This window comes from Deltaproteobacteria bacterium (assembly GCA_019310525.1).
Taxonomy (GTDB): Bacteria; Desulfobacterota; DSM-4660; order Desulfatiglandales; family HGW-15; genus JAFDEE01.
Map to the genome: position 1 here is coordinate 1 of JAFDEE010000002.1, position 13,965 is coordinate 13,965.

Annotated in this window: 9 protein-coding genes; 2 read left to right on the top strand and 7 right to left on the bottom strand. The window is 55.2% G+C overall.

From position 1 onward, the window contains the following. The first annotated feature begins 822 nt into the window (after window positions 1-822). Window positions 823-2,634: an adenine deaminase gene (gene ade / locus JRF57_00345; GenBank protein ID MBW2302139.1), complete on the top strand. Its 1,812-nt coding sequence runs from the start codon at window positions 823-825 to the stop codon at window positions 2,632-2,634. Between the two features lie 100 nt (window positions 2,635-2,734). Here the strand turns inward: ade and JRF57_00350 are convergent, their stop codons facing one another. Then, entirely contained in the window at window positions 2,735-3,664 is a 930-nt protein-coding gene (locus JRF57_00350; protein MBW2302140.1) for a hypothetical protein, read from the bottom strand. Window positions 3,665-3,706: 42 nt separating this feature from the next. After that, on the bottom strand, window positions 3,707-5,035 hold the full coding sequence (locus tag JRF57_00355; protein ID MBW2302141.1) for a glutamine synthetase: 1,329 nt from the start codon (window positions 5,033-5,035) through the stop codon (window positions 3,707-3,709). Window positions 5,036-5,475: 440 nt separating this feature from the next. Between JRF57_00355 and larA the strand changes: the two genes are divergently transcribed. Further along, on the top strand, window positions 5,476-6,792 hold the full coding sequence (gene larA / locus JRF57_00360) for a nickel-dependent lactate racemase (protein ID MBW2302142.1): 1,317 nt from the start codon (window positions 5,476-5,478) through the stop codon (window positions 6,790-6,792). A 28-nt stretch (window positions 6,793-6,820) separates the two neighbouring features. Here larA and JRF57_00365 read toward each other — a convergent pair whose 3' ends face one another. From JRF57_00365 to JRF57_00385, 5 genes are all read right to left on the bottom strand, one after another. Continuing rightward, complete coding sequence (locus tag JRF57_00365) at window positions 6,821-7,801, bottom strand: ABC transporter permease (protein MBW2302143.1); 981 nt, start codon at window positions 7,799-7,801, stop codon at window positions 6,821-6,823. Beyond that, window positions 7,798-8,847: an ABC transporter permease gene (locus tag JRF57_00370; protein MBW2302144.1), complete on the bottom strand. Its 1,050-nt coding sequence runs from the start codon at window positions 8,845-8,847 to the stop codon at window positions 7,798-7,800. The genes JRF57_00365 and JRF57_00370 overlap by 4 nt, the downstream gene beginning before the upstream one ends. Before the next feature lie 2 nt (window positions 8,848-8,849). After that, complete coding sequence (locus JRF57_00375; GenBank protein MBW2302145.1) at window positions 8,850-10,307, bottom strand: ATP-binding cassette domain-containing protein; 1,458 nt, start codon at window positions 10,305-10,307, stop codon at window positions 8,850-8,852. A gap of 237 nt (window positions 10,308-10,544) precedes the next feature. Further along, window positions 10,545-11,672, bottom strand: a complete 1,128-nt coding sequence (locus JRF57_00380; GenBank protein ID MBW2302146.1) for a BMP family ABC transporter substrate-binding protein — start codon at window positions 11,670-11,672, stop codon at window positions 10,545-10,547. 207 nt (window positions 11,673-11,879) lie between these two features. Further along, on the bottom strand, window positions 11,880-13,931 hold the full coding sequence (locus JRF57_00385) for a hypothetical protein (protein MBW2302147.1): 2,052 nt from the start codon (window positions 13,929-13,931) through the stop codon (window positions 11,880-11,882). Between the last annotated feature and the right edge of the window lie 34 nt (window positions 13,932-13,965).

The window sequence follows — 13,965 nt, forward strand, 5'->3', positions numbered from 1 at the left end:
CCCGATTTCTCACTCGAACCCTGGACCCCTTGGATCCTTGAACCCTATTATAAAACGATCGAACTAAAGTCTTCGCCTGAAGGTCCAAGGTTCTCCTATTCCCGGAATGGGACATTAAAAAGGGAGCCCGTTGGGGCGGGCCCCCGTTGAGGTTTACGCGTGTCTTGGCATAGTTACATAACATCTCCCGCCGACATAATGATCTGGCTGTTCGCTCTTTCTTCGTTTAATCGTCAACGCGGTGATGGGTTGGGTTGATTGGTAAGCAGACCGACATCGCTGATGGAACATCAGGGACTGTTCCGTCAACCCCTTGTCGCTCCTGGAATCGAAGGGGCGTTGTGATGAGATCCACCCCCTTTCCCGGGCGATATAGAAAAGGAGGGGAGAAGGTCTTTGATCGGGACCCGCAGGAAAAACGAACGCTTTCTAAAGCTGCCGGTGGAGTTGAATGATGCCTGATGTGCGCTTCCCCACGCTTTTCGCCCGAGCCCTTCGATCCGGTAAAGATAATTTATATATTGAATATCACAATATGATGGAGAATGTCAAGTTAAAAATACCAGATATTGTGTTAGATCGGGTGACTATTCCGATCCCCTTCATGGGGACCCTGCCCCAGGATGGAAGAACCCTTTCCGGATACCTTTATTTGATCCTTGCAGGATAAGGATCATTGTGATTTAAGCAATTCAGGACACGGAGGATGCAAACTCTGGAAACCGATCAGCGCGTGAATCGAGGGCGGTTTCCCGGGTGGGGTGCAGGCCTTATTGTCAACCTTGAGATTGACGACTCTCTTTTTCCAGGAGGTTTTCACCTATGGCGTCATTTATTCCACTTGAAGAGGTCACCCGGGAACTCTGTGATGTGGCCATGGGACGGCTGGCGGCTGACATGGTGATTCGCCGGGGAAGGCTCGTCAACGTCAATACCCTTGAAATCCTGGAAGGGGTGGATGTGGCTGTGAAAAAAGGGCGGATCGCCCTTGTCGGAGATGCCTCAGGGTGCATTGGAGAAGATACCCACGTCATTGATGCCAAGGGTTACTATCTCACCCCCGGGTTCATGGACGGACACATCCACGTGGAAAGCAGCATGCTGACGGTTTCCCAGTACAACAACACCGTGGTGCCCCGCGGAACGACCGCCATTTTCATGGATCCACACGAAATTGCCAACGTCCTGGGTCTCAAGGGTGTTCGGATCATGATGGAGGAGGCAGAGGCCCTCCCCCTCCGGGTATTTACCACGATACCCTCCTGTGTGCCTGCAGCCCCGGGTTTTGAAGATACGGGTGCGGAAATCGGGCCGGATGAAATCGCTGAAGCCCTTGAATGGGAGGGAATTGTCGGCTTGGGAGAGCTCATGAATTTCCCTGGTGTCATAAACAGCGACCCGGAGACCCACAGGAAAATCGAGGTGACCCTCAGGGCCGGAAAACCCGTAACCGGGCATTTCTCCATACCCGATACGGGATCCATGCTGAATGCCTATGCGGCTGCCGGAATCCGTTCTTGCCATGAATCGGTTCACCCCGAGGAGGCCCTGGCCAAAATGCGCCTCGGGATGTATGCCAAGATCCGAGAAGGATCGGCCTGGCGCGACCTAAAATCCGTCATCCGGGTCCTTACCGAAGAACGGGCATCCAGCCGTTTCGCCATATTGGTAAGTGACGATACCCACCCAGACACCCTGATCAAAGATGGCCACATGGACCATATCGTGAGACGTGCGATCGAGGAAGGGGTGAATCCCGTCACCGCCATCAGGATGGTTACCCTCAACCCGGCGGAATGTTTCAATATGGGCAAGGATTTCGGAAGCATCTCCCCTTCAAAGGTGGCCGATATCCTCTTGATCGAAGACCTCAGCCGGGTCAAGGTGGATCGGGTGATCGTGGGTGGTCACATGGTGGCCGAGGGTGGAAAAATGATGAGAGAGAGTCCACCCCACCCTTACCCCGACTGGTCCAAGAACACCCTCAATCTCGGAAAGACCTTGACCCGGGAGGACTTCATGTTGAGATCGACCGAAGGCTCGGTGACCGTCCGCGTCATGGAGATCGAAGAGGCCAAGGTGGGTACCATCCAGGGGACTGCCGAGCTCAGGGTCGTTGACGGCAACGTTCCTCCGGATCCCGACCGGGATATTGCAAAGGTGGCCCTGTTCGAACGACACAGGGCGACCGGTACACGAGGACTGGGATTCGTGAAAGGATTCGGCATGAAGGGAGGGGCGGCCGCTTCAACCGTGTCCCACGATTCCCACAACCTCCTTGTTGTGGGAATGGACGAGGGGGACATGGCCTTTGCAGGGAACCAACTGGTCAAGGCCGGGGGCGGCATGATTGTGGTTAGGGACGGCAAGGTGCTGGCCCTTCTCCCCCTTCCGGTCGCCGGACTACTCACGGACCGCCCCGTTCACGAGGTTCAACGCCTGGTGGAAAGACTGGACGGGGCATGGAAGGAACTTGGATGCGATCTCGTCTCTCCGTTCATGACCATGTCTCTCCTGGGCCTGCCGGTGCTTCCGGAACTCAGGATCAGTAACCGGGGCCTGGTGGATACCCTGAAATTCCGATTCGTGGATGTTATTGTCCCACCCGGGAAACGGGAGAAACCTTCGCCTTAAGAAAAAACTTTTGCTTGAGTATTTTCTCAAAAAGAGACCTTTGAAAAAACGTTTCGTAACGTTCAAAAGTTGTGGCACGGCCCTGATGGGCAGTATTATTTCAGGCCCCGGATAGGATCTCCACGGCCGGAGACTGTTTCTTGGTATCTCTAAGAATACTCTTGGCGCAAATGTCATAGTTAAAGATCATGTCCGAATGGACATCCGACAGGGCGACCTTGCCTTCAGGCTTGAGATAGGGATACACCAGGTCGTAGTTCTCCCGAAGCAGTCCTGTGATCCAGAAAAACTGGCTTTCCACGCTCTCTCCGAGTTTGACCTCGTATCCCCGGCCATATTTGGCTTTTCCCTTATCGCAGGCAAAACGCGGGAAGGGCTGTTTGGGGACTTCCACGGCCACGCCGAGCATCTTCAACTCCTCTTCATTTTTCTCCACCACCCGTTCCATGGCAAAAACGATCAGCCGTTCAAAAAGGTCCATGCCCCGTTCCATGTCTTCACGCAATATCGCCGTGACCTTTTCCGGTTCCCTGAGATATTCCTCAAGACCGATCCCGCGATTCCGCCGAACCTCAACACCCATCTGGCTGAAATCGATCAGATACCTTCCCCGCTGAACGCGGTCCGGACTTTCCAGCTCAAGCCGGATATTGGGGCTGTCCACATAGATTCCCTTGATCCTGGGGTTCATGCAGGCCAAGAACTTGCTGTAGATCATGCTGTGGGTCATCACGTAGCGATGCCCCTTGTAATGAATATGGGGGACATATTCCACGTCATGGGCCAAAGGGTCTGTCACTGGACTCAGTTGCACCCTCTCCAGGTTGAACAGTCCTTCATTTTCCAGGAAAACATGCATGGCATTGACAAAGGTGGTCCTTATGGCCATGGCGGCATAAGTCGTATCGCTCATCCACTTTTCGGAATAGTATTTGTCAAGGAATTCCTCCAGGCTGGAACCGCCTTCTTTCAGCGCCGCCTGGAACCCGTAAAGACCCTGGCCGATCATCTCCATGGTTTCATCTTTCATGATATCTGACTGCTCCTTTGTTTTTGGAAAAACTTCAAACCGTTAAAGAATAGGCAAATACTTTTCTACTTCGAACCTGCTTACATGGACACGATAGAGGTCCCATTCAATCTTCTTGTTCTCGATGAATTTATTGAAGATATGTTCTCCCAGCGTCTTCCTCACCAATTCGCTATTCTCGGCCTCAAGGATCGCCGAATAGAGATTTCCGGGCAGATCGACGATCCCGTATGCCTTTCGCTCTGTAGGATTCATTTCAAATATATCTTCTTCCACGGGATCAGGCAGTTCATACTTCTTTTCGATCCCTTCGAGTCCGGCGGCCAGCATGGCTGCAAACGCCAGGTAGGGATTACAGGCCGGATCCGGAGAACGAAATTCGATCCTCGTGGCCTTCTCCTTGCCGGGCTTGTACATGGGGACCCGAATCATGGCCGAACGATTGCGGCGGGCCCAGGATACATAAACGGGGGCCTCGTATCCGGGAACCAGGCGCTTGTAAGAATTCACCCACTGATTGGTAAGCACGGTGATCTCCGGGGCATGGCGCATAAGCCCGGCGATGTAACATTTGGCGGTCTCCGAAAGATTATGGGGGTCATCGGGATCATAGAACTCGTTTTTCTCGCCCTTGAAAAGGGACTGGTGTACGTGCATTCCGCTGCCGTTAACCCCGAAAACGGGTTTGGGCATGAAGGTCGCATAGTAGCCGTTGCGTCGGGCGATCTCTTTTACGACCAGCCGGTAGGTCATCGTCTTGTCCGCCATACGCAGGCCTTCATCGTACCGTAGATCGATTTCGTGCTGACTGGGAGCAACCTCATGGTGGCTGTATTCCACCTGGATTCCCATGGATTGAAGAGCAAAGATGGTCTCCCGCCTCAGATCACTACCCAGATCGAGGGGCCGCGCATCAAAATACCCGCCTTTGTCAAGGGTTTCGGGATTCATGTTGTCCGCGAAATAGAAATATTCCAGTTCAGGACCGACATAAAAAGTGTAACCTTTGTCCGCTGCGGCCTTCAATACCCGTTTGAACACGTAACGGGGATCCCCTTCATAGGGAGTACCGTCCGGGTTGAGAATATCGCAAAACATCCGGGCCACCGGTCTCTCATCGATACGCCAGGGCACCAGGTCGAAGGTAGTGGGGTCTGGCTTTGCGATCATGTCGCTCTCGTGTATCCTGGCAAACCCTTCAATAGATGAACCATCGAAACCCATACCTTCACTCAGGCCCTCATCCAGTTCCGACGGGGTGATGGCAAAACTCTTGAGCATGCCCAGAACGTCCGTAAACCAAAACTGAATAAAACTGACATTCTTTTCCTTCACGATCCTTTTGACATCATCGGCGTTCTTGCAGAGCATCGTTTACCTCCTCACTGTGGACTTTCACTATAAAAAAACTTTGTCCACCCTTAAGCAACGGGTATGCCAGGAAGATTTTCGGTTATCATATGCCCTGATATCAATGAATTAACAAGCTGTCCAACGTAGTTCAGCCTTTTCAATGCCTACAAATTTGTAGGATTGAGGGCCACAATCATACAAAAACGTCGCCCATGAGGGTAGTTGTCTTCCTGCCTGACCTGGCGCACGGAATCTACACTCTCACCGTCTGACTATTCTGGCAAGAGTTCGTGTTTGGCGACTGTCGTTCCGATTTTTCAGATTCATGAAGGATGAGGATATCACGCTTCAGGAAGGCATTCTTGACGGGGGCGGTGGAGGAGGAAAGAAGTATTGTGAATTTCTCTTAAATCCTCTATGATCCGGCCCCAAGCCTTTACCGAAGGAGGTCTTTTTCCATGAAGGAATACTATTTATTGGGACACGAAGGAAAGGTCCCGTTTCAACTGCCGGAGGAGTGGCGGGTTTTGAAAAACGCCGTTTTGAAATCTGTGCCTGCTGAAAAGGGCGTTTACGAGTTGACCGAAGAAGCCCTCGACAACCCCGTGGGTACTCCCCGGATCGAGGAAATGATAGGTCCGGGGGACAAGGTGGCCATCATCCTTGATGACGCCACCCGGCCCACACCGAGAAGGGAGATGCTCGAGTGTCTCTTGGAACGACTGGAGGGATGCGGAGTCGGTCCCGACAGGATCGACCTGGTCTTTGCTCTGGGAACACATCGTCCCCTTACGGAAAGGGAAGTGGAAGGGCTGCTGGGGACGGAACTCAAGCGAAAACTCAGATATCACCAGCATGACTGCAAATCCCGGGAACTCGTTTCCGTCGGGACCTTGAGGGCGGCCGGAGAAGTGAAGATTCATCCCGTGGTGGCAGGGGCCGATTTCCGCATCGCCCTCGGATCCATTCTACCCCATCCCATGAACGGTTTTGGAGGGGGGGCCAAAATAATCCTGCCCGGCGTGGCCAACGAGAAGGCCATCCAGGATCATCACACTGCACTGTTGGTCTCAAAAGGCCTGGCCTTCGGAAGGCTCGAGGGAAATCCTTTCCGGGATGAAATCAACGAGGCGGGAAGGCTTTCCAGGCTGGATTTCATACTCAACGCCGTTTACAATGCGAGCGAGCAGGTCAAGGGAATCGTGGCCGGAGATCTGGACAAGGCCCATGCTCACGGAGCCGAATGGACCCTGAAGGAATGTTCCGCCACCTTCGATGAACCTGCGGACGTAAGCATCGTCTCAGCCTTTCCACACCTGGAGGGGCCCCAAGTCACCAAGCCCCTCGGTCCCGCCACGATGATCACCAGGGAAGGAGGAACCGTCATCCTTTACTCCAGCGCCATTCACGGAGGCGGATTTCCCGAGCCCCTCCTCCAGGCATTTGATACGGCCTTTGGGCTTTGCAAAAACGGCGACACCAAGGGCCTCATCCTGGACTTCCTCAAACGGCGCGAACTGATCGTGCCCTCAGCCCCAATGGACTTCAACTGCGCCCTCGACCTTACCCTCCTTTATCTAAGCCGGATAAAAGTGGTGATGGTTTGCCGGGATGTAAATCAAGAGCAGGCGGAGAGATTGGGTTTTTCCTACGCCCCCTCGCTTGAGGAGGCCATTGCCTTCGTTTCAAGGGAAAAACCCGTTGCCACGGTCAACATCCTGCCCTCGGGCGGCCTGGCCATTCCCATCGTGAAGGAACCTGTCATTTTCCATTGATCAGGTGGACCGGCCCGCCGGGAAGGACTTATTCCGGGGAAAAGGTCTTCCCAAGGGCCCTCGGGGGAGCACCACCTAGTACGCCGACAATTCTTGCCAGGATGGAAGGGGCTCCGTCAAGGTCAGCCCCGGACCTTCTTTGGGCCGCGGAAAGGAGCAGAAGCGTAAAGATCATGAGGGGGAAGGGGGCGACCTGAAACACCTGCGCCGGTATGGAAGGCCACCACCTCTGGAACTGGATTCCCATGACCTGGAGAAATGAGAACAGGTAGGCCCCAAGGGCGACCTTGACGGGATGCCACCCCCCGAAGATCACGATGGCAAGGGCGATCCATCCCGTCCCTTCCGCCCCCTGGGGGCGGCCCCACCCGGGCTTGACGCAAAGGGAAAAAGCCGCCCCTGCGAGTCCCACCAGGAGCCCTCCAATGACGGTATACGTCATCTGGACGGCACGGCTGTCCGTCCCCCTTGCATAGGCCGCCTCGGGATGCTCCCCGACCATCCTGAGACGAAGGCCCTGGGGAGTCCTGTAAAAATACCACCAGCAGAGGAAAATCATCAACATGGAGGCATAGACGATCCATCCGTGGTTGAAGAATGCCTGTCCTACCAGGGGGATCTCATGGAGCCCTGGGATGGGCCAGGGTATCACCTGAGGCCCGTACTGCCTGGCATATGGATTTCCGAAAAAATAGGCGAGATCCCGTGCCGTGAGGGTGAGGACGAAGCCGACCGCCACCTGGGATTGACCCAAGTAGATACTGAACAGACCCACAACACCCGCGATCACGGCACCCGCCGCGGCACCGCCTGCAAAGCCCAGGAGGAGATTCTTCGTTTCGAATGCCGTGACAAAAGCGACCATGGCGCTGAGCAGAATCGATCCGTCGAGGGACAGGTTGATCACTCCGGCCTTCTCCGAGATCGTCTCCCCGAGAGAGGCCAAGACGATGGGAGCAGCCCCCGCCACGATGGATCCGAGTATTACGGCGACATTCAGATCATTCATGGTTCCGTGCCCTTCCTTTTCCTCCTCCATGCATAAAGCAGCAAAGCGGCAAGGACGAAAGTCCCCTGGATAATTCCGCTCAGGGATGAATCCACCTGGAGCATCATGGGAAGCTGGATGCTCCCCACGTTCAAGGACACAAAAAAGAAGGCGATAGCAGGAGACCACCCCAGGCGAAAGCCCGCCAGCATGACCACCAGCAGCGCCAGGTATCCGTAGTTGCTGGAGATGGATGGAATGAGCCGATGGTAGACCCCCGTCACCTGGAAGGCTCCGGCCATCCCTGCGCAGGCACCGGCAAGGGCCATGGCCACGATAAAATAACGTTGGGGTTTCAATCCGTGAAGATAGGCGGCCCGAGGATTGCTTCCGATTCCCTTCAGAGCGAGTCCAAGCCGTGTTTGGCGGAGCATCCAGCCCGTCAGTAGAATGACTCCCACGGTCAGGGCCAGGCCGCCCGGATTGATCCTTAGTCCCTGGATGGCGGGAAGCCAAAGGGCCTTGGGGAAGACTTCCGTGCCGCTCATGGAAGCAATCCCCGGTCTCTTCCACGGCCCGAATATAAGCCAGAGGGTGATTCCCTGGGCAACGAAGTTCAGCCCCAATCCCCCGAAAATTTCATTGACCCCTCCCTTGGTCTTAAGGACACCCGCAAGGACGGCCCATAGGCTCCCTCCGAGCACCCCACCTAAGAAGGCCATAACAAGCATAAGGGACGGCGCTCCACCATCCGTTCCCAGGCGCAAAACGGCCGTGGCGCAAACGGCCCCGGCAAGCACCTGGCCCTCCACGCCGATATTCCAGAGTCCCACCCTGAAGCTGAAGACCAGGCCGCAAGCACAGAGGGTAAGAGGAATCCATCCGGTCAAGACCTGGCCGATTTTGATCCAGGACCCCAGTGATCCCTGGAAAAGATACTTGAAAGCCTCGATCGGGGGTGCGCCGGCAATCAGCAGGATTATGGTGTTCAGGGCGAAGAGACCGGCAAGCATAACCAGAATCTCGAAAAGAGTCCGGTTCCATCCTTTCCGCCCCTTACCGATCATCCCTATACCCTCCCTGCGATCGCGCGGCCGAGATCCTCAAGATTCGTATCACCGGTTTTCACGTCACGAACCACGGAACCGTTGAAAAACACAACAACCCTGTCGGCCACTTGCATGATCTCTTCCAGTTCAGGAGAGGAAAAGATGATGCTCGCCCCTTTTTCTACGTAAGTCATGAGATGTTCCCACACCCACTGAACCGATTCCATGTCCAGACCGCGGGTGGGGTTTTCGAGAAGAAGGAGCCGGGGATCTCGGGGTATCAAGGAAAGAAGCAATCTCTGCTGGTTTCCCCCTGAGAGGGATCGGGCGGCCGAGTAAGGGTTTCCCACAATCCGGAAGCGACGGATATTCTCCCGGGCTCCGCTCAGCGCCCTGTTCCAGGCGACCCTTATCCCTCCTCTTTGATGCAATGCGAAATGTTCCAGTATGCTCAGCCCGGGGATCAATCCCTCTTCCAGTCGGGCTGTCGGCAGAAAGGTCACTCCTCGGTCCCTGAAGGAATGGTACCCTTTCCCCGTCATGTCCCTGGCCCCAAGTAGTATCCTTCCATTAAGGGGTGGGAGAAGTCCGGCCGCAAGCCTCAAGAAGACGTCCTGCCCGCTTCCCGACAGTCCCGCCAGACCCACCACTTCACCTTGCCGGATGGTCATGGTGCAGGATCTAAGACCTGCCCTTCCTCCCGCCCCCGAGAGTTCCTTAACGGAAAGAACCGGTTCTCCCAACCGGGCCTTGCTGCAAGGGGGCGGGGCCGGCACGGAACCGAACATCCAGTTGAGAAGCTTTGCCGTATCAAAAGGGCGGCTCATCTCGCCGGTCACCTTTCCCTGCCGGAGTACGGTAAGCCGGTCACAAAGCACTTCCATGTCCTCAAGCTTATGGGAAACAAGGAGAATGGTCTTACCTCTGGCCGCCAAGCTCTTGAGGGCCCCAAACAGGATTTCCCTCTGGAGACTGGAGATGCCGGTCGTAGGCTCATCCAGGATCAGGACTTCGACTCCCAGGGCGAGGAGCCTCAGAAGCTCAAGCTGCTGCCGTTCTCCAACAGTGAGGTCCTTCACGGTCCGTTCCGGATCCAGTTCAAAACCCAGGGAATCCGCCAGTTCCCCGAGTCGGCGCAGGTGATCGGGTTTTCTCATGAAGAATCCACTGACGCGTCCCATCATGAAATTCTCGATGACCGTCATGGAGGGAAAATCGAGGGGGTCCTGGTAAAGCATACCGATTCCCAGCCCGGTGGCGGAGGCAGGTCCCCGGTACTCCACTTCCCTTCCGTCCAGGAGAACAGCTCCCCGGGTCTTGCGGACGTATCCGGCCAGGATCTTCATCAAGGTGCTCTTCCCGGCGCCGTTCTCCCCCAGAATGCCGTGAATGGTTCCCGGCAGGATATCCAGAGTGATGCCGTTGTTCGCCCTGATCTTTCCGTAATGCTTGTGAATGTTTTTCAGGGTGATGTGCATGGGTACACCGGCCTCAGGGGCCGACTCGAACCGTAAACGGTCCGCGGTTCAATGGAGATGATTTTCGGAGGATAAAATCCTGGAAGCCCGGGCCGGGACTTTGGCCGCAACCCGAAAATCACGCATAAGTAAAAATGTCCCAACAGAGGATTGGTTCCAGACCTGGCAACGGGACCGATCCGGTGAAGAGGCGCCGGGAGTCCTCAACAGGGGAGATTCCCGGGCGCACTTCCCTTACTATTTTGCAGCGCTCTGCCCCGTCATTCCTTCGAGGAGTTGCTCCATGTACCAAATCTGTTGGTCCGTTGCGGTCTCACCCGCCTTTACGAAGGGTTTTCCATCCTGGTAGTTCAGGGGTCCCTTAAAAAGGTTTACCTTTCCTGAGGCAAGGTCATGGATGAAAGCGATCAGGGCGCCGTGGGTATCAACGGAAAGGGCGGTCCCGGGTTGGAAACCGATATTGCTCGTGTCTTTATTATTGATATCGTTCCAGTCCGGTCCAAGCCAGAGCCATTCCTGTTTCCATTTTCCTTCCATGGCCGCCTTGATGAAATGGACGTACCCAGGACCCCAATTGAAGTAAGGCACCCCGAGACAGGCAAAGGGAGCTCCCGAGCAGGCTCCTTCGTAATCATAAGGGATGGCCCACACCTCCTTGCCCTCCTGTCGTTTCTGACCTGCCACTACAAGGGCCTCCGTGGTGTCGATCCCGGAAACCACCACGTCATGGCCGGTATTGAAAAAATTCTGGGCGACCTGGGTCGGATCAGCGGTCACCCCTGGAATATTGAACCAGAACCCGATCCAGGTCACCTGGAAGGTGAGATCCCGGGGGTCCCTCTTGAGCACCTTTTCCCAGGCGTAGCGGGCACCCAGGTAGCAGGAGGCCGCCAGACGCCGGGTCTCCTCGTTGTTCAGGGGGCCGAGGTAACCGATCTTCCCGGTCTTGGTGGTAAGGGCCGCCACGAATCCCGCCATCATCTTGCCGTACTCCATTCGGCCCATGAGATTGGAGAGATTCTTCGGGGCCTTTCCGGTCAAGGCATCATCCCCGGAGATATGCACAAAATATACGTCCGGATGCTGGAGGGCCGCTTCCCTGGTCCCGTCCTTCATGTCATCGGAGTTGGCGATGATCACCTTCACCCCCTTGGACACGAGGTCATCCACCAACTGGGGGACGGTGATGCCAGGCCTGTCCGCCGGATTGACCTTGTCGATATAAATCATCTTGGTCCCAGGAAGCTTCTCTTCCACGTACTTTCCGGCCTCGAAGTGGGCCTGGCTCCATCCGTGGTCATTGTATGGTCCCACCATCAAGAGCCCGAACATGAAAGGTTTTTTGGCCTCCGCGGTCCCGACCATGGAAAAAAACGCAATGAAGAGACACAGAAGAATGCCGCCTACGATGCCTGCCAGTCTTTTCGCCATAACGCTTCCTCCTCTCGCCGTTATTTCTTTTGGGATCAAAATTTAGGTGGGGTATAGGGGAAATGTCCCGGACTGTCAAGGGACAAGGGATCCAATAACCTGCATCGGGCAATCCAAGCCCGGAGGCCCGTGAAAGAGGGTCTACCCCTCGGAAAACTCCCTTATCTTCTCATCCGCCACGTCCACGAAGGCCTGGTTGATCCCGGACAGGATTTCCTTTTCAAGCCCTTCTATGTAAAACCTGAGAACCGCGTCCGTTCCGGACGCCCTCAGTTCGAACCAGAAGTCTCCGAAGTCGATATAGGTCCCGTCACCGGCCCAGAAGATACTGTGGATCTCGGGTATCTTCACCCGGTCTTTCACCATTTCCTGAAATCTCTCTCTCGCCTCTTCACGGGAAATACCCCGGGTCAGGGACCGAAAGGCCTCCACCATGTAATCCTTGGCCCGGTTGCCAATACGCCTGGCCCTTTCCCTTTCCCGGCCCATAAGGGATTCGTCGAAAAGCTTCCTGTCGATCCTTTCAGAATATCGATACCGGATCCCGTATTTTTCTATCGCTTCCACGTAAAGGGCCGCATAAGATTTTCCCTCCAGGAAAAGCTTAGCCATCACCCCCAGGTTCAGGAGGGAGATCTGCATGCCGTCCTTTTCTTTCAAAGCAAGGCTCCGTCTCTTTCCACTTTTACTGACGTTCCAGGCGGCACCTCCCATGCTCGCCCCTCCCGACTCCTCCGCCATGATCAGGATCCTGGGAAGACGCCCCATCGAGACCCGCTCTCCCCTGATGTCTTCCAGAACGACTTCGCCCCCCTTTTCCGCCCAGGCCTCGATCTCCTCCACCATTCGGCCGAAGTATTTGAATCCCACCGGGGTATGGAAAACCCTCAACCGGGTTCCCCTCTTCTCGAATCGTTCCTTGTATTTCCGGTTGAAAAAATCCGCCAGTTCACTGATGGACCGGGTGGTGGGATAAGTGGTGCCGATTATGAAATCGTATTCAAAAAGTTCCCCGCTCCGAGCCATCATTTCCAATCGCTGCGCAGCAATCAAAAAATAGAGCTGGTTGGGGCGGAAGTAGACCACACATTTCCCGCTCCCCTCCACCTGCTCCACCTCAAGCCCGATCTCCTCCGCCCTTGGGGCCATGGAGGCTTCGGCCAGGGTGACGATGTTGTACCGATCCCCGTCGGGGTCCCAGATGAATCCAAAGTGAATCTCACCGGAGAGCATCCTCTCTTTGAGACCGATGTTCCGGTAGATCACGGCCTTGGTAGGGTCACAACCGTGGTCCTCTCCTCCGATCAATCCCACCCCATGGAAATCGTCCCGTTTCTCCTTATGCATATATTGAATCATGCCCCCGGGCCCGGTGGTAATCCCGAACCGTTGGAAAATAGGAAGGGAGTTTTCATGCATGCTTCCGCCAACAGTGGATACTCCGACCTTCAATCCCTTCTTCTGGGCCTCAAGGATCAATTCCAGGGCCTCTTCGGGGATGATCCCTCTCAGGTAGTCCGAGTAGGCGTCGATATATTGAAAATCCTTACGGATAAGGGATGAACCAAGAGAAGCGAGATGGAGCCTTAAGCCTGCCTTCTCGGCTTCTTCTCCCATCCGGACCATCTCTTCCCGAATCTCATCCGCCATGTCCAGGAGCTGCATTCCCCGCTCGTCCATCGGCTTTATACCCTGTTTGAAGCACTGGGAGTGGCTGGCGGTTATATTGGCCGCTCCATCCAGCTCGTTGTAAAAGACCCCGAAAGAAGAGGCCCAGATCGGGGTCGTTTCACGATCGGCATGGAGGTGAACCATGATACCATGGTGGGCGAAGACCCGGGAAAGGAGCTGGATTATCTCCTTGGTATACCTTCTGACCTCCCCCCCGATGTGAAAGGATTTATGCCCCCTGCGTTCATGGATTCTTGCCATGGCCTCAGAGATGAGGAGGACCGTATGGGCATTGAAAGGGGCGTCCGTGGCGAAAAAATTGTTCATGTTTACGGCATCCCTGTAACCGGCGGTTCCCAGCTTGAATTCTTTCATCCACCGAAAGATGCCGTTCTCCTCAAGGAAGCGCCGAGAATAATCGATGATAACCTCACATTCCACCGGGATGGCAAGATTGGAATCCCGGTCCACTTCAATGACAATGGCCCCAGTTGAGGAGGCCTCTTTAGGATTCTTTTTCATTCAAGCTTCTCCCCGGGCATGGATTGCCGGTCAA